The sequence below is a fragment of the Variovorax gracilis genome, assembly GCF_030317115.1.
In the GTDB taxonomy this organism is placed as follows: domain Bacteria; phylum Pseudomonadota; class Gammaproteobacteria; order Burkholderiales; family Burkholderiaceae_C; genus Variovorax; species Variovorax gracilis.
In genome coordinates this window covers 182,058-204,157 of record NZ_JASZYF010000003.1, presented here as the reverse complement: position 1 = coordinate 204,157, position 22,100 = coordinate 182,058, and the positions used below count along the sequence as shown (strand labels likewise).

Below are 22,100 nucleotides of genomic sequence, written 5' to 3'. Positions count from 1 at the left end.
CCGCCATTCGAGGAACGAAGCCATGTTTCGACAGATCCTGCTTTACGGTGCCACCGGATTCTCCGGTCGCATCGTCGCGGAGGCCGCCGCGAAGCGCTGGGCCGACAGCGAGTACGAGCTGATCCTGGCCGGGCGCGACGGCGCGAAGCTGGCGAAGATGGGGCGCGAGTTGGGGTTCCAGACACGCGTGGTCGCACTCGATGACGCGCGGGGCCTGGACGAAGTCCTGGGCGCCAGCGGCATGTACGCGGTACTCAACGCCGCGGGCCCGTTCGCGTCGACCGGCCTGCCGCTCGTGAAAGCGGCCCTGCGCAACAAGCGCCACTACGTCGACATCAACGGCGAGGCCGACGTGTACAAGCAACTCGACGACTATGCCTACATCGCGGAGCAGCGGGAGGTTGCGCTTCTCTGCGGCGCCGGGCATTCGGCAACCACGTCGGACGTGATGCTGGTGGCGGCACTCAAGCTGCTCTCATCGCAGGGCATCAAGGAGATCGGCACCGTGCGGATCGCGTTCTCGCACGTCAAGTACGTGTCGCGCGGCAGTGCACAGACCGCATGGCGCTCGATCCGAGAGCAGACGATGGTGGTCCGTTCCGCCGATGCCGGGCCTCGCAAGCGGCCTCGCCTCGATATCGACTACGAGCCCTCCGGCAGGATCGAGCGCATGTTCGACTTCGGCGACGTCGCTCCGGGACAGAAGGGCGCCGAATCGCCGCGCCGCATCGCGATGCTGGCCAATCTGCTCGACCTGTTGACGGCCCGGATCACGCTCACGCGCAGCGAGATCAACGCGCGCCGCATCGAGTCCTTCATCGAGATGCCGGAAGGGGCACGCATCTTCGTGCAGCTCGGCGCGTTCTCGGCGCCTCTGTACGCGCTGCCCGCGTGGCGTCGGCTGGTGCGCGCGCAGGTCGACATGCTGCCCGAGGGACCTGACCAGGAAGAGCGCCTGAACGATCGGCACACGGTCCTGCTGGAGATCGACGACGGCGCCGGCCGCACGCTGATCGACTGGCGGACGGAAACGCCTGACCCTTACGACTTCACCGCGGATTGCGTGCTGGGCGTGATCGAAGGGCTGCCCTCGAGATCGCTTTACGGCTGGCGCACACCCGCCGAGATGTTCGACATCGAGATCCCGAACGGAAACCTGCCGAACCGGCTTTTCTCCAATTGCCATTTCGAGCGGCGGAAAGGCTGAGCGATGAAGGGCGTGACACCCACCGAAAGGTTCTGGTTCGGAGTCGCCAGCGTCGCTGGCGCGGCCGATTCGCCACCCCTGGTCCAGGGCGCGCGCGACATGGCGGTGGATGTGCTTTGGGATTCGGACGCAGGCGATGCATTTGCGGTCCTCGTTTCTGAAATGGAAGACGCGACCCAGGGCACGCTGAAGTGTCTGTGCGCCTTCACGAATATCGTGGCGTGGGCCGATGCGCTGCGCCAGCAGGGGATCAAGGCCATCGAGACCCCCATTGCAGCCGAAGACCGTGGCACCGGCACCTTCGACCTCACGATCACGGCGCCCCTGAAGCTGGCGACGAACGACGAGGAAGCCGGGGATCCTGCGCCGGTGCTCGGAACGCTCCATGGCGTGAGATTCACGCCGGCCGCTGGGGACGCTGCTGATCCCGAACCCTTGACGGTGGTGTATGGCCAGGACGTTTCCACGCCCGCGGCCGGCGTGTCCAACAGTGAAGTGATCGTCCGGAGCGTGGAGGTCGAAATGCCGCGACAGGACGTGTGCGTACTGCAGGACGGAGCGTCCTTCGTTTTCTCGGGGAAGGGGCGCATGCTTCTCCCGCCAAGGCTTGCGGACCTCCCCTATGCCTTTGCCCACAGCCGGTGCGGCCAACTGGTCAGACGCCTGTCCGACATCCTGGCCCCGCCCGCCGCGCCGCCGCTTTCGCGGCCTGTCCTGAAGCATCGGGCCAGTGAATTCAAGACCACCGGCTACCGCTTCACGGATGTCGAGCTGATCGGCATGCGCATCGACCTGAGACCCTTCGGCGATGCGGCCGACGATCTGCTGGCACGGATGATCCGGCCGCTGAACTTTCACCTGGATCGGAACGCGAAGATCGATCCGATATCGGCGATGGGCTTCAGCTACCGGCCGGCGGCGCGCGTGCTGGTGCTCGAGCTGGTGCGCTATGGCCGCATGTACCTGGGCTATGACAAGCCCGATCAGGGACAGGACGATCCGTTCGAATCGCAGTACGAACTTCTCTTGCGCGTGCTCGTCGGCCGCGTCGATGACGACGGCGCGCAGGCGCGTGATCCGGCCATGTTCGTGCCGGCGGTCTTCGTCGACAGCGCGTGGTCGAAGATGATCGGGCGCGAATACCAGGGCTTCAGGAAGCGCCTGGCGCGCTTCGTCGACAGCAGCGGGCATCCCCTCCGGCCCGCGGGTGGGCCGCGGAACGGGTCGACTTCGCCGCTGTTCGACGTGGCCAGGGTCGAGCAGGTGGATTCGTTTCGGAGCAATCCGAGGATCACTCCGATTCTCGACATCGACCTGCCGTCGATAGATCCCGACTGGTTCGAGCGCGCAGAACCGGTCGATTCGTTCGGCGTCTCGTTGGCGGCCGGCCCGCGATGGCGGCAATCGGACTTCTCGCGCAAGGAATTCCGGCGCTCGTTCGCGCGCGAGGTGCTGCAGGACGGGCCGACGTCCTTCAATTCGATGCAGGTCGCGCCTGTGGACAGACGCGGACTGCCTCCTGCGTGGATCACCGGCTCATTCCATTTGAACGGCCTGCGGGCGGCTTTTCCGCCGGGCATCGCGACACTCCAGCTCGGCGACTCTGCAGAGTTGCCCTACGCGTTCCGCCTTCTGCGAAAAGTCATGCGCAACGAACCCATTGCCATGCCGACCGGCGACTGGTACGTCGGGCGATGTTCGCTAGACCTGCGCGTTGAGGACGGGCTGGTCTGAGACCAGTGCCGAGGCAGCGATAGCCGCCTCGAAATTCGCGAGCGTCACGCGCACGAAGTCAGGATCCGGCGGGACGGGCGCCGCGCCGTCGAGCACCGCAAGCACGATCTTGGCCGCTTCCCGGCAGCTCGCGTTGTCCACCAGGAGCAGGGCGGAGGCGCGCAGTGCCACCGTCAGCGCGCCTTGCGCACGCGCATGCACGATCGCCTTCAGCAGGAGCATGGTCGCGCGTGCGCGGTCTTCCTCGAGCTGCGCCAGGAGGATGCTCAGTTCGGGCGCCATGTACGCTTCTTCGCCGTTCTCGGCGCGCAGCAGCCCGTGTTCTGCCGCTGCACGAGCCCCGTCGCGATCACCCGCGGAAGCGAGCGACATGGCAATGCCCCAACTGTAGTAAGTGGAGCTGACCTCCGCGCCTGCGTCCAGGAAGGCCTTGTGCACGTACTGCAGGGTCGCCACGGATTCCGGCGCGGGGCCCAGCGCGCCCTGGGCCATGCACAGTTGCATCATCCCGGCCGGGATCCATGTCTGGTAGCCGCGCTCCTGCGCGATCGCCAGACCCGTCGTCGCCAGTTCGGCCGCATGCGCGAAGCGGCGCTGCAAGAGCCGCGACGCCGCGAGCCATACCTTGCCGTAGCTGTCATCGAACGGGCTCTTGAGCGCCGCCAGGTGGTCGTGAAGCGCGGTCGCGGCACTCTCCGCGGACTGGAGATCGCCGCGCAGCCACGCGGTGGTTGTCATCAATGCCCAGGCCGCGGTCGCGGGCTCCTGCACATTCGGGTAGGTAAAGCGGTTGCCCTTTTCCGCCATGTACAGCTTCAGGCAGCGGTCAAGATGCTCCTGGCTGTCATCGAGCCGGCCCAGGTAGGTCAGCGGGTAGGCGGCGAACGCGAGCGCGTCGATCAGCAGATCCAGGCGGCCACAGCGTTCGGCCAGCCGGATGCATGACTGCGCGAGTTCCTCCGACCGGACGATGCGCCCGCGAACCAGATAGTGCGTGCCGCTGCCGCGAAACACCGGATAGGCATCCTCGGGAGGCGTCGTATCGTCGCAGAGCGCCATCGCCTCGGCGAAGGCCTGCTCCACCTCTGGTGCTGCGTAGCCGCGTGTCGCGGTGAGCGAGTGACCCAGTTGCGACAGAAGGGCGCGGCGCAGTGAACGGTTGTCCTGCGGATCCTCGATCTGCTCGGTGAGGTTCAATCCGGCCTTCGCGTGGCCGATCGATTCCTCGTAGGCCGCGCGCCCGGCGGTCATGCGGCTGGCGTCGGCCAGTGTCCGCGCTGCCCGTTGGCTCTGGCCGGCCTGGGCGAAGTGGTGGGCGAGCAGATCGAGCGGCACCTCGCCGGTCGCACCGTCCGCATGGGCCTGCAGCAATTCGGCAGCCCGGGCATGCAAGCGCTGGCGGTCGCTGCGCAAGAGGGTCCGATAGACGGCATCGTGGATCAGCGCGTGGCGAAAGCGCAGCGATCCATAGGACGCGGCGCTCGTGGCGATGAGGATGCCTTCCTCGATCAATCGGCCGATCGATGCGGCAATGTCGCCGCTTTCGCCCGCCAGTCGCTCGAGCAGTTGCGGCGAGAACTCCCGGCCGAGGACCGCCGCGGACTGCACCAGGGCCCTGAGCGCGGGCATGCGGTCGAGCCGTGCCTGGATCAGGTTCTGCAGGGTGGCGGGGATTTCCGTGCCGGACCCGGCGTTCTTGTCGAGCACCGTCCTTGTCAGCTCTTCCAGGAAGAGCGGATTGCCCTCGCCGCGCGACACGACGCTGTCGATGGCCTCATTGGCAATCGCTCCGCCGGAAGCCAGGTGCTGCACGAGCTTGCGCGATTCCTCGGCGCCCAGGGGCGCGAGATCCTTGCGCACGACGTTCGGCAGCGCCTGCAGGAAGGTTCCTCCATCCTCGCGCCGTGTTACCAGGATCATCAGGCGCTGGCCGGCCGAGCTTTCGATCACTCGCTGAAGGACCAGCCCCGTCGTGGCGTCGCACCAGTGCAGGTCTTCCACCACGAGCAGCACCGGGCTGCGATCCGTCAGGGCGCGCATCAGCCAGACCAGCAGCTTGACGGTGTTCTCGCGTTCCAGTTCAGGGCTGTCCTGAGAGACGCCTGGCGCTTGCGGCCACACGACGGGGCGCAAGTAGCGCAGCGCCTGTTCCGGGATTTCGCCCGAGACGGACCCGGCGAGCAGCAGGCGTGTCTTGTCCAGCGCGCTCGCCTCGTCGTCGCTGGGCTGCACGTCCGCGAGGCGACGCAAAAGCACACCGAGTGGGTACAACGGTGCGTTCTGCATCCTGGGTGTGCAGTGCAGGTCCACGTGCTGCACCCACTCTTCCGCGAGCGACTGCTGGAGCGCGCCCGCTACGCGAGACTTGCCCACGCCGGCCTCACCCACCAGTTCGACCACCTGCGGGCTGCCCTCGGATGCCAGCCGCCATTGCGCCGCGAGTTCCGCGAGCAAGGACTCCCGGCCGATCAATTGGCTTGTCCCTTGCCCTTTTCGCAAGGCCTCGAAGCGCGACAGCGACGGCAGTTCGGCATGCGCGCGCCAGGCGCTCACAGGCTCGGGAAATCCGGCGAGGCGCAAGTCTCCGAGCGATTGCAACTCGAAGCGCTGGCCCACGAGGCGGCGGGTCTGGTCGCAGAGCACCACGCCACTGGGTGGCGCGCAGGCGACGAGGCGCGCCGCCAGGTGAGCGACGGGTCCCGTGACCGATTGCTCGTCGATCGCTGCGCCATCGATCATCTCGCCCATCACGACCGTGCCGGACGCGATGCCGACGCGCATTTCAAGCGAGGCGGGCGCGGGCGCGCGCACGGATCGAATCGAGTGCACGAAGTCGATCCCGGCACGCACTGCAGATTCCGCGGAGTCTTCCTGGATGGCGGGGTAACCGAACACGACAAAGGCGCCGTCGCCGACGAATCGGACGATGTAGCCGGAATGTCGGCGCGAGACTTCGCGCACGACGCGGTGAATCGATGAGAAGACCAGCCGCAGGTCGTCCGGATCCAGCACATTGGCCAAGCGTGTCGACTGGACGAGGTCGCAGAACAAGACGGTGCCTTGCCGCAGTTCGGGGCGCTCGACCGCAGTCGTGGGCAATGGGGTGCCGCATTGGTCGCAATAGCGTGCAGAGGGACGTGACTCGGATCCGCAGCGCGGGCACAGCGTGGACATCTCGCGACGGAGCCTTTCAAGCAAGCAGCTTCGGCAGTGATCAATCGCCTTTTCCAAGGCGCGCACGCATCAACGCGGCAAGTGTAGAACTTACATACTAGGACTGGATGTAGTCAAGGTCGCCGGCCGATCTGCGGCGCTGAATGTGGCGTTCGCGCTGAATGCGCGTCAGATCCGATTGAAATTGGGACTACTGGAAAGAGGCCCAAAAAGCATGCTATGATCGCAAGCTGTGCGGCTGTAGCTCAGTTGGATAGAGTACTTGGCTACGAACCAAGGGGTCGTGGGTTCAATTCCTGCCAGCCGCACCACTCTCTCGAATGGCCTAGAGGATTCATTTCCTCTAGGCCATTTTCTTTTGCGTGGGGCCTTCACGGGGCGCACCTCCTTGCGCAGGCGCATGCCCGCCGCGTGGCTCAGGTCGTGAATGCAGGTCGTTCAGAACAACTTCCTGTCGGGCTCGTTCCCAAGCAGATCCCTACGGCGGCCGCAGCGGGCCTCGATCACCGAACGCGCGACGCCGTTGGACATCAAGACTTGGACGCTCCGCCTGCCTTTCGCGTAATGAGCACGTGCAGCGGCATATCGCAATGTCAAGGGCCGCTACCGCTCACACGCCTCGTCGGCGCTGTAGCCGCCATATCAGGTCCGACTCACGCCCAAATAATCTGCCAATTTTCGGAGCGGTCGCGTCACTGCCCACGAACGTGAAGAAAATACCGCAGTCAGATCATTTCTCAATTTCGCTATCTCAGCCTCAGCGCGCGACTGCTCATTCATCAGTTTTACGATTTGAGCCTCAGCGTGCGACTGTGCGTTTGCCAGTTTTGCGATTTGTGCCTCGGCGTGGGAGTTATCCTTTTTCAGCAGAGAGATGGAATCTTCAATGGAAATTGCTTCTATGAACGCCTCGTCCCTCTCGATGATATGCCGTCCCTTGCGAAGCACGGCAGTGAATTCCTGCGTTCCAAATCGTGTGTGATAGACGCGCTCGACAGCAAAGTCCGTCAATCCAATTTGGTAGAGAAAACTCATGATCTGGAAAAACGAAGTTGGAGTAAATTGCCACGCGTGGGTATCGTGGTAAGCATCTTCGCCAGGAAGTTCGTGAAAGACATCCGCCTTCACGTCCTTGTAGGTTTCGTACCGCTGGGGGCCATGGTCGCCTGACCAGTGACGATCGGCGTCATTGTGGGCCCGATGCAGACGTTGAACGATATGGCTCCTCGGCTGATGGGTCTTGCGGTTCGCATAATATGCAGCGAGAACGTCGCTGACAGCAGTCGGCGGTGCAAAGTGATCAAAGCAGTAGCGCTTATCCGGGCATGCGATGTAGTAGCGGCCGTCATCCTCCAGCACACTGGAAACGCCCTGAAAGTGCCGGACAAAGTCGGGCTGATGTTCGATGCAATGGCCGCTGAAAACTGCTGAAAATTTCCGATCAACCATGTCGAATCCGCCTTTCGGAGCAACATAGTGGATCTGCGGAACGTTGGAGGTGTCGTGGCCTGCGTGCTTCACCGCTTCCGTCAGTTCTTCCGTAGTCAAAACGTCCATATACCGCACGTTCTCGCCGACGACTGATGGGGCGTGAAATGGCCCGATTTCGAGAATGGATCCTTCGGCGTGTGCAAACGCCAGTAGGTGACATCGTTCAGCCCCGGGACTCGCGACGTCCCCTTTCAATATCCCATGAATCTGATAATGCTCCAGTGCCTCTTGATCCGTGAGGCGCGCCAGACCTTGGTATTGCTGCCTGTAGAAATCTGGTTCAAATGCGCGAGGAAGGGGCACTTTATTCATTTGAAGAACCGGGGTTAGTGTGACGGGGGCTTTGATGCCATCACTGCAGCAGAGCCTGGCGTGCCTTGTTCGCCCATTGGGTCGGGTGGTTCTGGAAGGACGCTGCCGATGGCTACCTCGCCGCCCGGCGTGTGGGTGCTGTGGCGGGGCGCTTGATGACCGTCTTCGCGGCCGCTGTCGGCTTGGCTGAACTCGTCGATGACCGAGTAGCCCGCTTGGCTGGCTTTCTTGGAGCGCCGCTCAACGCTTCGAGGAGATGGCGCCTGGCCACCTCGAATGAGACCGATTTTTCACGCATGACGAACTCCGGATGACCTGCACGGTCTCAGGTGCCCTTGTCGCGCTTGGGCCGCGGCCAGAACACCGCGATGCCTTCGCGTGCGCAAATGGCGCGTGCTTCCAACTCGGACAACTCGCTGACCGTCACGCCAGTGTTTGGCGAGCGCGCGGGCGGTTCGGCAAGCGGCGCGGGTTGACTGACCGCGGGCAGGTCTGGATCTGCATGTTCAGGACGACGGCGTCGCAACAATGAGCGCATGGAGCGGAGTTTGGGTCTGCTCGCGGGGCTGGGGCCCATGGCGTTTCATGATGTTGCCGGCCTTACCTGCAGACATGAAAAAGCCCGCGGTCGGCGGGCTTTTTGAATGTGGACGTGAGCACTTACGCGGCCCACGTTACGGCAAAAATTCATCTGCAGAAGCCATCTTTGATTTTTCTCGTCGTGATGACTTCGACGCGCCTAGTGAGATTCGGCTTGCCTGCGCAGGCATTTTGCCCAGGAGCCCTGGGCAACCGATAATTATAGCACGAATCGAGCCGATTCGGACAAGATATCCGACCCGGCCCGATCACAAGAAATGCATTCGCCGCTCACCCCATCAACATCGGATTGCGGCGCGCCTCGTCGATGCGGCGCTGGCGCAGGGCTTCGCGACATTGGCCGAGACGCGCGGCTCCAGGTTCGGCGCAGCGGTTGTTGACGCAAACGGCGCGTGCCAGGAAGCTCCGTCCGCTGCATGCGGCCAGGAGGTCGGATCGCTGGCGGACCGGTGCTGCCGCCACATCCCTGGACCGAGGCGGAGCCGACCGCGTTGTGTGCGACGGCCCGTGACTGCCAGGACTCGAAGCGCGACTGGAATCTTCGGGTTCAGCTGCCCGTGCCTGCACTGCGGGCGGCGCGACCCATGACGTGCTGCTCACTTCCTCGTGACCGCTGGCGATCTTCTTGCTGGCCAACAGATCCGACACGATCTTTTGCTGCGCCGAGGTCACCGCGACCGGGCTTGTCGTTGCGGCTGCGGCAAGCGAGGAACTTGGCTTCGCCGATGCAGCGGCCGTCTCATGGTTCTCGAATTGCAATTGGTGCCATGTCGCGAAGCTGACGAACAGCAGAAGCGGCGGTACCAGCACCATGGTCAGGACGCTGCGCAACGCGCGGGCATCCGGGGACGACGCCTTGGCCGGCTTCGCGGGCTCGGGCGAGGGCGCCTCGTCGCTCGACGGGGACAGGTGTCCTCCGCAGGTCGCGCAGCGAACCGCACCAAGACTGTTCATCGTTCGGCAGAACTCGCAGGCGGCGAAGTCCGACTCCTTGTGCTGAACCAGCATCTTGAAGAGATCCCCCACTTGCGCATAGCCCACGGCTTGCACGGTCGCGGGCCACTTGGCGGGCCATATCGAATTCGCGGTGGTCGCATGCATGCTGGACTCCTTTGAAGATGGGTTGGGGAAACCCCGCTCTTTGGCAGAGCGGGCACGCGGAGCTTCAAGCGTAGAACACTCGCGCGGCCCGTCAAATGAGGAATGCAACACCTCAGCCGGCCAGGTCGCGACAGGCACATAAGGGGTGTTTTTCGTACGCGCCGGGCGCGCCACGTGTAAGACTGCGCCTGAATTTGACGGACAGGAATGCTGAGGGGCCGGCGGTGGCCTCCGCCGGAATGCCGCCGGCCGAAGCGGGGTAGCAACACTACTGGGGGAATGGCCGCGTCCGCGGGCGCGCCGTGCCGGCGGGATAATGCGCGGCGGCCACGCCAGGGACCGCTTTGGACGTCGATGCTTTCGGGGCCTGCCGACACCAGGCCGGCGGCGTTCGCAGCCTGGCGCTCATGGGGACGATCACGATGAGTTCATTGCACATGTTCCTGCCGGCATCCGAGCCCGCCCGCAGCGAGGCCTTGGCCCTGTTGAAGAAGACCCACCACATACCTCGTCACCTCGTGAGAGGCACCGCGCGCGCGGATCTGGGCAAGCGTGGACTGGCGGTTTCGGACGACGTCCGGCAAAGCCAGCAAGAGGCGCCCCCGCAAGAGCCGCAGCCACCGGACCCCGCCCCCGTCCAGGCAAGCTGAGGCGTCGCCGAAGCCGCGCAGTGCGCAAACGCGACCTGCCGGTACCCGGCCGGGACGAGCCGCCACCGGAGCCGGTGCCGGGCCAGAACGAGCCGAATCCTCAAAAGCCCGAGAGCGACGAACCGATTCTTCCGAGGCCGCTCGACCCCTCGATCCCTGATCTCCCGCCGACCGAATGAGTCGGCGTGCGACGTCTCGCGCGCTGACACGGCCCCGCAGTCACCGATGTGACAGCAAGGGTAAAGCCCGCTTCGAAATATTTCAAAGCTCGGTATCTTGATGTATCGGTCGGCATCGAGCTTCCATTCCTGGCAGGCAAGATCGTCCGACACCGGCCGCTGACCCAACGCGCAAGGAGTCGAACATCGTCTCGCCTGCCAACCGTGCTGATCTGCTCTGTGTCGACGGCGTCACCGTGCGCTTCGGCGGCATCACGGCCCTCGACAGGGTGTCGTTCTCGGTCGCGACCGGACATATCGTCGGTCTGATCGGGCCTAACGGAGCCGGCAAGACGACGTTGTTCAACTGCCTCTCCCGGCTCTATGCCTTCAGCGAAGGGCGAATCCTTTTCGAAGACCGATCGCTCGTCGCCACCCCGGCCCACGGCATCGCCGCGCTCGGCATCGGGCGTACTTTCCAGAACCTTGCGCTATTCCGGACCATGACGGTGCGGCAGAACATCCTGCTCGGCGGGCATTGCCGGACGCGCAGCGGATTCTTCGCGAATGCGGTCCGCCTGCCGTGGGTGCGGCGCGAAGAGCAGGCGCTGGAGGCGCATGCCGACCAACTCGTCGATCTGCTGGACCTGCACAGCGTCGCTCACACCCGCGTGATGGACCTGCCGTTCGGCACGCAGAAGCGCGTCGAGCTTGCCCGCGCCCTGGCCAGCCAGCCGAAGCTGCTGCTGCTGGACGAACCCGCCGGCGGCCTCAATCACGAAGAGGTCGGCAACCTGATGGAACTGCTGCGGCAGGTGCGCGACCGGCTCAAGCTCACGATGCTGCTGGTGGAGCACCACATGAACCTGGTGATGCGGGTATCGGACAAGGTGGTCGCGCTGGACTTCGGGCGCATCATTGCCGACGGCACACCGGCCGAGGTGCAGGCCAATGCCGAGGTGATCCGCGCCTACCTGGGAGGGCAGACCTGATGGCCGCGCTGCTCGAAGTGCGCGGCCTGCACGCGCAGTACGGCCCGAGCAAGGTCCTGCATGGCATGGACTTCGGCGTGGAGGAGGGCGGCATCACCACCATCCTCGGCGCCAACGGCGCTGGCAAGACCACGACCCTGCGCGCGGTCTGCGGCATGGTGAAGACGCAGGGCGACATTGTCTTTGCCGCGACGCGCATCGACGGCCGCTCGACCGAAGGCATCGTCCGGCTGGGCGTGGCCCACGTGCCCGACGGGCGCGGCACCTTCGTCAACCTGAGCGTCGAGGAGAACCTGCGCCTCGGCGCCTACACGCGGCGTGACAAGTCCGAGGTGGCGGCGGATTTCGAGCGTGTGTACGAGTACTTTCCGCGCCTGAAGGAGCGCAGGCGCCAGCAGGCCGGCACCTTGTCGGGCGGCGAACAGCAGATGCTGGCCGTGTCGCGCGCGCTGATGCTGCGGCCGCGCCTCCTCCTGCTCGATGAACCTTCGTTCGGCCTCGCGCCGCGCATCGTTCAGGAGCTTTTCGAGATCTTCCGCGAGATCAATCGGCGGGACCGGGTCAGCATGTTGCTGGTGGAGCAGAACGCGGCGCAGGCGCTGCGCCTGGCCGACCAGGCCTACCTGCTGGAAACCGGCCGCGTCGTGATCTCCGGCTCGGCCGACACCATCCGCAACGACGAGGCGGTGCGGCGTTCGTACCTCGGCTACTAGCCCCCTCCCAGATGAACGTCCTGCTCCATCAAGTGCTCTCCGGCCTCGCCACAGGCGGCATCTATGCCAGCATGGCGCTGGCGCTGGTGATGATCTACCAGGCCACGCACCTGGTGAACTTCGCGCAGGGCGAAATGGCGATGTTCTCCACCTACATCGCGTGGAGCCTCATGCAGGCCGGCGTGCCGTACTGGGGGGCTTTCTTCATCACGGTCGCGGTGGCGTTCTTGCTGGGTGCGCTGATCGAGAGAATCATCCTGCAGCCGGTGGAAAACGCGCCGATCCTGTCGGTCGTGATCGTCTTCATCGGACTGCTGGTGATTCTCAACAGCCTCGCGGGATGGATCTTCACGTACACGATCAAGCCCTTCCCGAGCCCCTTTCCGTCCGAGCCGCTCTTCGGCAATTCGTACGTGTCCTCGCACGAGCTGGGCTCCATCGGCATCACGCTCGGCGTGCTAGCGCTGGTCTTCATGTTCTTCCGCTTCACGCCGCTGGGCCTGGCGATGCGTGCGGCTGCGCAGAACCCCGTGTCGAGCCGGTTGGTGGGCATCCGCGTGGGCTGGATGCTGGCGCTCGGCTGGGGCCTGGCCGCGGCCATCGGATCGATCGCCGGCATCATGGTCGCGCCGACGGTATTCCTCGAGCCGAACATGATGGCCGGCATCCTCCTGTATTCCTTTGCCGCGGCGTTGCTGGGCGGCATCGACAGCCCGGGCGGCGCGGTGCTGGGCGGATTCATCGTCGGCGTGCTGGAGAACCTGGTCGGCGCCATCCTCGGCACCGAGCTGAAACTGACGGTTGCGCTGGTGCTGATCGTCGGCGTGCTGGTGATCCGGCCGTCCGGCTTGTTCGGCAAGGTCCACGTCACACGGGTCTGAACCATGGCCACACCCAACGAACCGACCAGCGAGCCATCGGCCAAGGCACGCCTTGCCGGATTGCTGCTCCTGCTGGTCATCGCGTGTGTGTTGCCTTTCCTGGTCAGCAACTACCGCGTGTTCCAGTTCACGCTCGCGCTGGTCTACGCCATTGCCTTGCTGGGCCTGAACATGCTCACCGGCTACAACGGGCAGATCTCGCTCGGCCATGGCGCCTTCTATGCGATCGGCGCCTACGTGGCGGCGATCCTCATGGACAAGTTCGGCGTGCCCTACTGGCTGACCGTTCCGGTCGCCGGCGCCGTGTGCCTGCTGGCGGGCTTCCTTTTCGGTTTGCCGGCGCTTCGCCTTGAAGGCCTCTACCTGGCGCTGGCGACCTTCGCCCTCGGCGTGGCGATGCCGCAGATCCTCAAGTACAAGCACCTCGAACACTGGACCGGGGGAGCGCAGGGCATCGTGATCGTGAAGCCGGAGGCGCCGGAGTGGACGGGGCTGACGCAGGACCAATGGCTGTACTTCGTCGTGCTGGCCTTCCTGCTGGTGCTCTTCGTCATAGGCTGGAACCTGCTGCGCGGGCGCATGGGCCGGGCGATGGTCGCGATCCGGGACCAGCCGATTGCCGCGCAGGCGATGGGCGTCAACACTGCCATGGTCAAGTCGTTGACTTTCGGCGTCTCGGCGATGTACACCGGTATCGCCGGGGCCTTGGGGGCCATCGTGATCCAGTTCGTCGCACCGGACTCATTCAACATCTTTCTTTCGATCACGTTCGTGGTGGGGATCGTGATCGGAGGGCTGGCGTCGATGCAGGGGGCGATCTTCGGGGCGGTGTTCATCCAGTTCATTCCGAACGTCGCCGACCAGATCTCGAAGGCCGCCCCATGGGCGATCTACGGCGTGTTCCTCATCGTGTTCATGTATGTCATGCCGGGTGGAGTGGCCGGCCTGATCCGCATCCTCTTCGGTCGATTTCAAAGGCGCAGGCGCTGAGAAGTTCGTGTTCTCGTCCGGTTCACGGCCCTCCGCAGGCCGGTCCGTTTTGTGTTCGATGACATTGAAGGAGACACATCATGAAGTTCAGTCCAGACCGTCGTGCAACCCTGCTCGCCGGCGCGGCGGCGGTCGCCTTGGCCGTCGTCGCCGCGCCGGCCGCCGCCCAGAAGAAATATGGGCCCGGCGTGACCGACACCGAAATCAAGCTCGGCCAGACCATGCCCTACAGCGGGCCGGCCTCGGCCTACGGGACGATCGGCAAGCTCCAGCAGGCCTACTTCAAGATGATCAACGAGAACGGCGGTATCAACGGCCGCAAGATCAACCTGATCAGCCTGGACGACGGCTACAGCCCGCCCAAGACCGTCGAGCAGGTGCGCAAGCTGGTCGAGCAGGACGAGGTGCTCGCGCTGTTCCAGACGCTGGGCACTCCGAGCAATTCGGCGATCCACAAGTACGTCAACGCCAAGAAGGTGCCGCACCTGCTGCTCGCTACCGGCGCGACGAAATGGGCCGACCCCAAGAACTTCCCGTGGACGCTGGGCTTCAACCTGAGCTATCAGGCCGAAGGCGTCATGTACGCCAAGTACCTCCTGAAGGAAAAGCCCAACGCGAAGATCGCGATCCTTTACCAGAACGACGACTACGGCAAGGACGTGCTCAAGGGTGTGAAGGACGGCCTGGGTGCGAAGGGAGCCAAGATGATCGTTGCCGAGGCGACGTACGAGGTGACGGACCCCACGGTCGATTCGCAGATCGTCACCCTGCAGGGCTCCGGCGCGGACACCTTCATCAATATCACCACACCCAAGTTTGCGGCGCAGGCCATCCGCAAGGCCTTCGATTCGGGTTGGAAGCCGCTGCATATCGTCAACAACGTCGGCGCATCGGTGGGGTCGGTGCTCACGCCGGCCGGGCTGGACAAGTCGACGGGACTGCTCACCATGCAGTACTACAAGGACCCGAACGATCCGCAGTGGAAGGATGATCCGGCGATGCTGGAATGGCGTGCCTTCATGGGCCGCTACTACCGCGAGGGTGATCCGAAGGACGCGTCCAATCTCTATGCCTATCTGGCGGCGCAGGCGATGGTCCAGATCCTGAAGCAGGCCGGCAACGACCTCACCCGCGAGAACGTGATGAAGCAGGCCGCCAACATCAAGAACCTGAAGCTGCCGCTGCTGCTGACGGGCATGTCGCTCAACACGACGCCGACCGATTTCTTCATCGTCAAGCAGGGGCAGCTGTCTCGCTTCACGGGCACGCAGTGGCAAGGCTTCGGCGACCTAATCAGCACGGTCGATTGAACGCGGCCCCCTGTGATACAACCGCCGCCGAGCCCGCGATGGGACGGTGTGAGCAATGAGCAAGGCATTCACGAAAGAAAGCGATACGGACGACGAGGACGGCGGCGAAGGCGGTACGCTGCCCCCGTTGCCTGCGGGCGGCAAGAACTACATGACGCCCGCGGGCTATGCACGCCTGCGCGCCGAGTTGCTGAACCTGATGGACGAGGAGCGGCCCAAGGTGGTCGAGGCGGTTCACTGGGCGGCAAAGAACGGCGACCGTTCGGAGAACGGCGACTATCTCTACGGCAAGAAGCGGCTGCGCGAGATCGATCGCCGGATCCGCTTTCTGACCAAGCGCCTCGAAGTGGCGGAAGTCACCGACCCCTCGGTGCACCATGGCAGCGACCAGGTGTTCTTCGGCTCCACGGTGCGATATGCGGACGAAACCGGCGACGAGCGCGAAGTCACCATCCTGGGCATCGACGAGGCCGACAGTGCTCAATCGCAGGTCAGCTGGATTTCGCCGATCGCCCGCGCACTGCTCAAGGCGAGGGAGGGCGACGTGGTCAAGCTGGCGACGCCGGGCGGCGTGCACGACATCGAGGTGTTGTCCGTGAGCTATCCGCCGCCGCCAGGCGACGCGGCCTGATCGGCCGCTGGTTCAAGGCGCGGGGATGGTCCGCGCCGCCGCGAGCACGGAAGAGGTCCGGCGCACGGCGCGCAGCACGGCTTCGAGATGCGCCCGGTCCCGTACTGCGATCACGAAGCGAAGGTCCGTCGAATCCTGCGGCGTCTCGTCGGCCATTTCCACGTGCGTGATGTCTGCCTCGGCGTCGGCCAGCGTCGCCGCCACGCGGGCCAGCACGCCCTTGTCGTTGCGCACGGTGATGACGACGCCGGTCTCGAAGGTGCGGACCGGGTCGTCGGCCCATTCGACCGCGAAGAAGCGCTCGCTGTCCTTGTAGCGCAGGCGTTGCCCGACCCCGCATTCGTCGGTGTGCACGACCAGGCCTTCGCCGTGGCCCAGGTAGCCGACGATCGAATCGCCCGGAATCGGCCGGCAGCACAAGGCGAAGCGCACCGAGGAGTTTTCGCTCCCGTCCAGCGTGACGGCGCCTTGCGAGACGCCTTCATGCGCGGTGAAGCGCTCTCGGCTCAGCATCAGCGCATCGGGCTTTTCGCCGCGCTCGGCCAGCAGTGCCATGAGCCGCTTCGCGACGATGCTGGCAATGCGCTTGCCCAGGCCGATGTCGGTCAGCAGTTCGGAGCGCGTGCGGTTGCCGGTGAATCGCAGCAGCTTTTCCCAGAGTTGCTGATGTTCCGCGTCGTCGTCCGGCAGATTTCCGAGTCCCTCGGCTCGCAGCGCCTGGGCGAGCAGCTTCTCGCCCAGCCCTTCGGATTCGGCATGCGCGAGCGTCTTGAGATAGTGGCGAATCTTCGAGCGCGCACGGCCGGTTCGAACGAAGCCGAGCCATGCGGGATTCGGCGTCGACACTGGTGCCGTGATGATCTCGACCACGTCGCCATTCTTGAGTTCGGTGCGCAACGGGACCTGGTCGCCATTGATGCGCGCGGCGGATGTGTGATCGCCGATGTTGCTGTGGATCGCGTAGGCGAAGTCGACCACGGTCGCGCCACGCGGCAGCGCCATGATCTGGCTCTTCGGCGTGAACACGTAGACCGCATCGGGAAACAGGTCGACCTTGACGTGGTCCCAGAACTCGGCCGCGTCGCGCGTTTCATCCTGGATGTCGAGCAGCGATTGCAGCCATTTGGCTCCGAGCCGTTCGCTGGTGGTCGCCGCCGCGGGCTCTGCGGCCTTGTAGAGCCAATGCGCCGCGACCCCGGATTCCGCGACGACGTGCATGGCCTCGGTGCGCAGCTGGAACTCGACATTGACGCCCGCGGGGCCGACCAGCGTGGTGTGCAGCGACTGGTAGCCGTTGAGCTTGGCGATCGCGATGTGATCCTTGAACTTGCCGGGCAGCGGCTTGTACATCTGATGCAGGATGCCCAGCCCGGTGTAGCAGGAGATCACGGTCGGCACGATCAGCCGGAAACCGTAGATGTCGGTCACCTGGGCGAAGCTCAGGTGCTTTTCGTCCATCTTGCGGTAGATGGAATAGAGCGTTTTTTCGCGCCCGGCGATCCGCACGCTCATGCCGGCGGCGGAGAAGGCCGTTTCGACCTCCTGCTGGACTTTCTGGATCAGGTCCCTTCGTCGGCCGCGCGCCTTGGCCACTGCTTTTGCGAGGATGGCATAGCGCCACGGCCGCAGATGGCGAAACGACAGGTCCTGCAGTTCGCGGTAGGTCTGGTTGAGGCCGAGCCGATGGGCGATTGGCGCGTAGATCTCGAGCGTCTCGCGCGAGATGCGCGCCCATTTCTCGCGCGGCGCGTCGTCCAGCGTGCGCATGTTGTGCGTACGGTCGGCCAGCTTGACCAGGATGACCCGTACATCCCGGGCCATGGCAAGAAGCATCTTGCGGAAGGATTCCGCCTGATTCTCCTCGCGGGTGTTGAAGCGCAGCTTGTCCAGCTTGGTGAGGCCGTCGACCAGTTCGGCGACCGGGGCGCCGAAGCGCTCGATCAGCTCCGACTTGGTCACGCCGCAATCCTCGATCGCGTCGTGCAGCAGGGCAGCCATCAGGGCCTGTGCGTCGAGCTTCCATTCCGCGCACTGCGCGGCCACGGCGATCGGATGGGTGATGTAGGGCTCGCCGCTGTTGCGAAGCTGCCCCAGATGGGCTTCGTCCGCGAAGCGGTAGGCGCGGCGTACCTGCTCGATGTCTTCCGAGCCCAGATAGTCCAGCCGGTCGGTCAGGGCCGCGAAGCTGGCGGCGGCCGCGTTCAATGCCGCCGGGCTCGGCCGGGGGCTCGGGGAGGCCTCTAACTGGGGCTTGACGACCGCGCTCATGACTCCCACTTTAGCGTGCCAGCCAATGGGACGCATTCAGGCACAAAAAAAGCACCGCGTACGGTGCTTCCTTGTTGCATGTGAGCATCAACTTAGCCGGGAACCTTCTTCAGCATTTCAAGGCCGATCTTGCCTTCGGCGATTTCGCGCAGGGCGGTCACGCCGGGCTTGTTCTTGCTCTCGATCTTGGGCGCATGGCCCTGGCTCAGCATGCGCGCACGGTAAGTGGCGGCGAGCACGAGCTGGAAGCGGTTCGGAATGTGTTGCAGGCAATCTTCGACGGTGATGCGGGCCATGAGGATCTTTCGGCGGTGGGGTGGGCGGATCAGGGGATGTTCAGCGCGGCAAAGGTGCTTGCACGCGCACGGCGCTGTGCGGAGTAGCGGAGCCGCTGAGCGTGGACTATCGCCTTCAAGTCGAAAAGCGCGCGCTCAAATACCTCATTGATTATAACGAAGTCGAACTCGCTGGCGCGGGCCATCTCCTCGGCGGCGTTCCGGAGCCTCAATTCGATGATCGCGGCGCTGTCCTCCCCGCGGCGTTCGAGCCGGGAACGCAGTTCTTCCCAGCTCGGCGGCAGGATAAAGATCATCACTGCGTTCGAAAAGGTCTTTCGGATCTGAAGCGCGCCTTGGAAGTCGATTTCAAGGATCACGTCCGCCCCTTGGGCGATGCGCTCCTCGATTGCCTTCTTGGACGTGCCATAGCGCTGGCCGTGCACGTGCGCCCATTCGACGAAGGCGTCGGCCGCCACCATCGAGTCGAACTCCGAATGGGACGCAAAAAAGTACTCGCGTCCGTGCTTTTCCTGGCCGCGAGGCGGGCGCGTGGTGTGCGACACCGAGGGTTGCACGGCGGAGTCGAGTTCCATCAGGGCCTTGACCAGGCTCGATTTGCCGGCGCCACTGGGCGCCGCGACCACGAAGATATTGCCGGGGTAGTCCATTCGCTGCTTCTCTATTCGATGTTCTGGACTTGCTCGCGCATCTGCTCGATCAGCACCTTCATGTCGACGCCGATGCGCGTCAGTTCGAGCGTGGCCGACTTGGAGCCCAGCGTGTTGGCCTCGCGATGGAGTTCCTGGATCAGGAAGTCCAGCCGCTTGCCGATTTCGCCGCCCTTCTTCACGAGGCGCTCGATCTCGTCGAGATGCGAATTCAGGCGCGTCAGCTCTTCGGCGACGTCGATGCGGATCGCGAAGGCCGTGGCCTCCGTGAGGGCACGGTCCTGCGCCGCTTCCGGCAGCGTGCCTCCGCTCAGGCCCATGGCTTCCTGCCAGCGTTCGAGAAAGCGCGTGCGCTGCTGCTCCACGAGCTGGGGGACCAGCGGCAGGGCCTGGGTCGCGAGCGCTCGTAGCTGCGTGAGGTGGTCCTGCAGCATCCTGGCGAGGCGGGCGCCTTCACGTTCTCGCGCTGAAAGCAGGGCCTTGAGCGTCTTTTCGGTGACGTCCGAGAGATCGGGCCCCCAGTCACCCTTGGCTGCGGTGTCGCCGGCGGCGAGCCGCAGCACGTCGGCGACGCTGAGATCGCGCGCGCTCGGAAGCCACGCCTTGATGTTGTCCTGCAGGCCGTTGAGCCGTTGCAACAGCTTGGCCGAAGGCTCGCCGATGCCGGCGTTGAAGGTGTTCTCGATCGCCGCGCGCACCTCGACCTTGCCCCGCTTGAGCTGCCCGGTGAGCAATTCGCGCAGCGCGGGTTCGTGCTGGCGCAGTTCCTCGGGCAGCTTGAAAGTCAGGTCGAGAAACCGGCTGTTGACCGAGCGGATTTCGACCCCGAGCCTGACCGTGGCGTGGGGCCTCGCTTCGGCTTCGGAGTGGCTGCCTGCGGGGCCGGTCTGGCCGCTGGCATAGCCGGTCATGCTGTAAACTGGCATTGCGCCTCACTGTGATTTGTTGTTCGCACCGTGGCGTCGGCACAGCGTTCGCTTGCCGCACCATCGCCTTCGGGCGAAACTCCCGGATTATGTCAAAGGTCAAACCTTCGCCCCTGCTGCCTGATACGGTCATTGGCGGCTATCGCGTCGTGCGGCGGCTTTCCGCCGGTGGTTTCGGTGTCGTCTACCTCGCCGTCGACCACAGCGGCCAGCAGGTGGCCATCAAGGAATACCTCCCATCATCGCTCGCGACGCGCGGCACCGGTGAACTGGCGCCGCAGGTGCCGCCGGAGAAGCTCTCCCTCTACCGTCTGGGCTTGAAGAGCTTCTTCGAGGAAGGGCGGTCGCTCGCGCAGATCTCGCATGCCTCCGTGGTGAGCGTGCTCAATTTCTTCCGCGAGAACGAGACCGTCTACATGGTCATGAATTACCTGGAGGGGGCCACTCTTCAGGATTTCATCGTCACCGCTCGCGACCTGAAGAAGCAGAAAGTATTCCGCGAGTCGACGATTCGCTCCCTGTTTGACGAAATCCTGCGTGGTTTGCGCATCGTGCACCAGCACAAGATGCTGCACCTGGACATCAAGCCGGCCAACATCTTCGTGACCGACGACGACCGCGCCGTGATGATCGACTTCGGTGCCGCGCGCGAAGTGCTCTCCAAGGAGGGCAACTTCATCCGTCCGATGTACACGCCCGGCTTCGCCGCGCCCGAGATGTACCGCCGCGACTCCTCGATGGGGCCGTGGACCGACATCTACGCGATTGGCGCCTGCATCTATGCCTGCATGCAGGGTTATCCCCCGAACGACGCGCCGCAGCGCATCGAGAAGGACCGCCTCGGCCTGTCGCTCTCGCGTCTGCGCGGCATCTATTCGGACAACCTGATCGAAGTGGTCGAGTGGTGCATGTCGCTCGATCCGCTGTCCCGTCCGCAATCGGTGTTCGCCTTGCAGAAGGAACTCAGCCGCGAAGGCGAACGCCGTTACACCAAGCTCACCGTCGGCGAAAAGGTCCGACTTTCGATCGACAACATGCGCTCATTTGAAAAGAAGGGGCTGCCGAAGGCGGCAGCGCCGACCACACGCCCGGCATGAAGTTTTCAGTATTCCAAGTCAGCCGCAAGGGCGGCCGCCTCAAGAACGAAGATCGCATGGGTTATTGCTACACGCGTGAATCGGGGTTGTTCGTGCTGGCCGACGGCATGGGCGGGCATCCCGAAGGCGAAGTGGCAGCCCAACTGGCATTGCAGACCATCGCGGCGCTCTACCAGCGCGAAGCCCGCCCGATCGTGAAGGACGTCAAGGCCTTCCTGACCGCAGCAGTCATGTCGGCGCACCAGCAGATCATGCGGTACGCGGGAAACAAGGGCATGCTCGATACGCCGCGAACGACCGTGGTCGCCGCTGTCATCCAGGGCACGACGGCCACGTGGATCCACTGCGGCGACTCGCGCCTGTACGTGGTGCGCGACGGCGATCTGCTCATCCGCACCCGCGACCATTCGCACGCCGAACGGCCGCGTGCCAACGCCGGCCCCGAGCCGGTCAACCGGAACTTGCTGCTGACGTGCCTGGGCTCGCCCACGCCCCCCTTGTTCGACGTGTCGGCGCCGCTTCAACTGCAGCGCGGCGACCGCATCATGCTGTGTTCGGACGGCGTCTGGGGCGTGCTGGACGACAGCGTGATCGTGCACATCCTTTCGTCCGGCAAACCCGTCTCCGACTCCGCACCCGACCTCGCTGAAATGGCGCTGCGCAATGGCGGCACCCACAGCGACAACGTGACGCTGATCGCGCTGGAGTGGGAAACGCCCGATGAGCCTGGGCAGAAGCGCGGTGTTTCCACCGACAGCATCAGTGACGGCGTGTTCGCCTCGACCATCCAGGCCGGCATGCCTTCGGACAGCGAACTCGATGACCTCGACGAAGACGCCATCGAGCGTTCGATCGCCGAGATCAACGAAGCCATCAAGCGTTCCGCTGCCCGAAAGGGCTAATTTTTCTTCTTTTTTCG

18 protein-coding genes and 1 tRNA gene are annotated in these 22,100 nt (G+C 64.5%); 11 read left to right on the top strand and 8 right to left on the bottom strand.

Annotated features, from left to right (window positions below; translation table 11 throughout):
* Positions 1 to 22 precede the first annotated feature (22 nt).
* Both QTH97_RS08820 and QTH97_RS08815 read left to right on the top strand, forming a co-directional pair.
* On the top strand, positions 23 to 1,207 hold the full coding sequence (locus QTH97_RS08820) for a saccharopine dehydrogenase NADP-binding domain-containing protein (RefSeq protein ID WP_286567751.1): 1,185 nt from the start codon (positions 23 to 25) through the stop codon (positions 1,205 to 1,207).
* Positions 1,208 to 1,219: 12 nt separating this feature from the next.
* The gene (locus QTH97_RS08815) at positions 1,220 to 2,941 is read left to right on the top strand and encodes a hypothetical protein (RefSeq protein WP_286567750.1); all 1,722 of its coding nucleotides are present in this window, start codon (positions 1,220 to 1,222) and stop codon (positions 2,939 to 2,941) included.
* Here QTH97_RS08815 and QTH97_RS08810 read toward each other — a convergent pair.
* Positions 2,909 to 6,040 (bottom strand): ATP-binding protein, encoded by a 3,132-nt coding sequence (locus QTH97_RS08810; protein ID WP_286567749.1) that lies wholly within the window; start codon positions 6,038 to 6,040, stop codon positions 2,909 to 2,911. The genes QTH97_RS08815 and QTH97_RS08810 overlap by 33 nt on opposite strands.
* A gap of 309 nt (positions 6,041 to 6,349) precedes the next feature.
* Between QTH97_RS08810 and QTH97_RS08805 the strand changes: the two genes are divergently transcribed.
* Positions 6,350 to 6,426: transfer RNA gene (locus tag QTH97_RS08805), tRNA-Arg, on the top strand.
* 331 nt (positions 6,427 to 6,757) lie between these two features.
* On the opposite strand, the gene QTH97_RS08800 is transcribed toward QTH97_RS08805, so the two are convergent.
* From QTH97_RS08800 to QTH97_RS08790, 3 genes are all read right to left on the bottom strand, one after another.
* Positions 6,758 to 7,918: a hypothetical protein gene (locus tag QTH97_RS08800; protein WP_286567748.1), complete on the bottom strand. Its 1,161-nt coding sequence runs from the start codon at positions 7,916 to 7,918 to the stop codon at positions 6,758 to 6,760.
* 325 nt (positions 7,919 to 8,243) lie between these two features.
* Entirely contained in the window at positions 8,244 to 8,456 is a 213-nt protein-coding gene (locus QTH97_RS08795) for a hypothetical protein (RefSeq protein WP_286567747.1), read from the bottom strand.
* A gap of 332 nt (positions 8,457 to 8,788) precedes the next feature.
* Positions 8,789 to 9,793 (bottom strand): hypothetical protein, encoded by a 1,005-nt coding sequence (locus QTH97_RS08790; protein WP_286567746.1) that lies wholly within the window; start codon positions 9,791 to 9,793, stop codon positions 8,789 to 8,791.
* Between the two features lie 891 nt (positions 9,794 to 10,684).
* Between QTH97_RS08790 and QTH97_RS08785 the strand changes: the two genes are divergently transcribed.
* The 6 genes from QTH97_RS08785 to greB all read left to right on the top strand — a co-directional run bounded on the left by QTH97_RS08785 (position 10,685) and on the right by greB (position 15,944).
* Entirely contained in the window at positions 10,685 to 11,419 is a 735-nt protein-coding gene (locus QTH97_RS08785) for an ABC transporter ATP-binding protein (RefSeq protein WP_286567745.1), read from the top strand.
* A complete protein-coding gene (locus tag QTH97_RS08780) occupies positions 11,419 to 12,132 on the top strand; it encodes an ABC transporter ATP-binding protein (protein WP_286567744.1) in 714 nt (237 codons plus the stop codon). The genes QTH97_RS08785 and QTH97_RS08780 overlap by 1 nt, the downstream gene beginning before the upstream one ends.
* 11 nt (positions 12,133 to 12,143) lie before the next feature.
* Entirely contained in the window at positions 12,144 to 13,013 is an 870-nt protein-coding gene (locus tag QTH97_RS08775; protein ID WP_286567743.1) for a branched-chain amino acid ABC transporter permease, read from the top strand.
* A 3-nt stretch (positions 13,014 to 13,016) separates the two neighbouring features.
* Entirely contained in the window at positions 13,017 to 14,003 is a 987-nt protein-coding gene (locus QTH97_RS08770) for a branched-chain amino acid ABC transporter permease (RefSeq protein WP_286567742.1), read from the top strand.
* An 80-nt stretch (positions 14,004 to 14,083) separates the two neighbouring features.
* Positions 14,084 to 15,313, top strand: coding sequence for an ABC transporter substrate-binding protein (locus tag QTH97_RS08765; RefSeq protein ID WP_286567741.1), 1,230 nt, complete (start codon positions 14,084 to 14,086; stop codon positions 15,311 to 15,313).
* Positions 15,314 to 15,368: 55 nt separating this feature from the next.
* Positions 15,369 to 15,944: a transcription elongation factor GreB gene (gene greB, locus QTH97_RS08760; protein ID WP_286567740.1), complete on the top strand. Its 576-nt coding sequence runs from the start codon at positions 15,369 to 15,371 to the stop codon at positions 15,942 to 15,944.
* 12 nt (positions 15,945 to 15,956) lie between these two features.
* Here the strand turns inward: greB and QTH97_RS08755 are convergent, their stop codons facing one another.
* The 4 genes from QTH97_RS08755 to QTH97_RS08740 form a co-directional block, all read right to left on the bottom strand.
* The gene (locus QTH97_RS08755) at positions 15,957 to 18,212 is read right to left on the bottom strand and encodes a RelA/SpoT family protein (protein WP_286567739.1); all 2,256 of its coding nucleotides are present in this window, start codon (positions 18,210 to 18,212) and stop codon (positions 15,957 to 15,959) included.
* A gap of 92 nt (positions 18,213 to 18,304) precedes the next feature.
* The gene (gene rpoZ / locus QTH97_RS08750; protein ID WP_028249368.1) at positions 18,305 to 18,508 is read right to left on the bottom strand and encodes a DNA-directed RNA polymerase subunit omega; all 204 of its coding nucleotides are present in this window, start codon (positions 18,506 to 18,508) and stop codon (positions 18,305 to 18,307) included.
* Between the two features lie 29 nt (positions 18,509 to 18,537).
* Positions 18,538 to 19,158, bottom strand: coding sequence for a guanylate kinase (gmk, locus tag QTH97_RS08745; protein ID WP_286567738.1), 621 nt, complete (start codon positions 19,156 to 19,158; stop codon positions 18,538 to 18,540).
* Positions 19,159 to 19,169: 11 nt separating this feature from the next.
* A complete protein-coding gene (locus QTH97_RS08740; RefSeq protein WP_286567737.1) occupies positions 19,170 to 20,084 on the bottom strand; it encodes a YicC/YloC family endoribonuclease in 915 nt (304 codons plus the stop codon).
* 89 nt (positions 20,085 to 20,173) lie between these two features.
* On the opposite strand from QTH97_RS08740, the gene QTH97_RS08735 reads away from it, so the two are divergent.
* The gene (locus tag QTH97_RS08735) at positions 20,174 to 21,181 is read left to right on the top strand and encodes a serine/threonine protein kinase (RefSeq protein WP_028249365.1); all 1,008 of its coding nucleotides are present in this window, start codon (positions 20,174 to 20,176) and stop codon (positions 21,179 to 21,181) included.
* Entirely contained in the window at positions 21,178 to 22,083 is a 906-nt protein-coding gene (locus tag QTH97_RS08730; protein WP_286567736.1) for a PP2C family protein-serine/threonine phosphatase, read from the top strand. The genes QTH97_RS08735 and QTH97_RS08730 overlap by 4 nt, the downstream gene beginning before the upstream one ends.
* Positions 22,084 to 22,100: the final 17 nt, after the last annotated feature.

What these genes read in the sequence shown, in the direction of transcription:
- QTH97_RS08735 (WP_028249365.1), top strand. Translation starts at nt 20,174, where the DNA reads ATGTCAAAGGTCAAACCTTCGCCCCTGCTGCCTGATACGGTCATTGGC.
- rpoZ (WP_028249368.1), bottom strand. Translation starts at nt 18,508, where the DNA reads ATGGCCCGCATCACCGTCGAAGATTGCCTGCAACACATTCCGAACCGC.
- QTH97_RS08820 (WP_286567751.1), top strand. Translation starts at nt 23, where the DNA reads ATGTTTCGACAGATCCTGCTTTACGGTGCCACCGGATTCTCCGGTCGC.
- QTH97_RS08770 (WP_286567742.1), top strand. Translation starts at nt 13,017, where the DNA reads ATGGCCACACCCAACGAACCGACCAGCGAGCCATCGGCCAAGGCACGC.
- QTH97_RS08795 (WP_286567747.1), bottom strand. Translation starts at nt 8,456, where the DNA reads ATGCGCTCATTGTTGCGACGCCGTCGTCCTGAACATGCAGATCCAGAC.
- QTH97_RS08755 (WP_286567739.1), bottom strand. Translation starts at nt 18,212, where the DNA reads ATGAGCGCGGTCGTCAAGCCCCAGTTAGAGGCCTCCCCGAGCCCCCGG.
- QTH97_RS08730 (WP_286567736.1), top strand. Translation starts at nt 21,178, where the DNA reads ATGAAGTTTTCAGTATTCCAAGTCAGCCGCAAGGGCGGCCGCCTCAAG.
- gmk (WP_286567738.1), bottom strand. Translation starts at nt 19,158, where the DNA reads ATGGACTACCCCGGCAATATCTTCGTGGTCGCGGCGCCCAGTGGCGCC.
- QTH97_RS08800 (WP_286567748.1), bottom strand. Translation starts at nt 7,918, where the DNA reads ATGAATAAAGTGCCCCTTCCTCGCGCATTTGAACCAGATTTCTACAGG.
- QTH97_RS08765 (WP_286567741.1), top strand. Translation starts at nt 14,084, where the DNA reads ATGAAGTTCAGTCCAGACCGTCGTGCAACCCTGCTCGCCGGCGCGGCG.
- QTH97_RS08740 (WP_286567737.1), bottom strand. Translation starts at nt 20,084, where the DNA reads ATGCCAGTTTACAGCATGACCGGCTATGCCAGCGGCCAGACCGGCCCC.
- QTH97_RS08775 (WP_286567743.1), top strand. Translation starts at nt 12,144, where the DNA reads ATGAACGTCCTGCTCCATCAAGTGCTCTCCGGCCTCGCCACAGGCGGC.
- QTH97_RS08780 (WP_286567744.1), top strand. Translation starts at nt 11,419, where the DNA reads ATGGCCGCGCTGCTCGAAGTGCGCGGCCTGCACGCGCAGTACGGCCCG.
- greB (WP_286567740.1), top strand. Translation starts at nt 15,369, where the DNA reads ATGAGCAAGGCATTCACGAAAGAAAGCGATACGGACGACGAGGACGGC.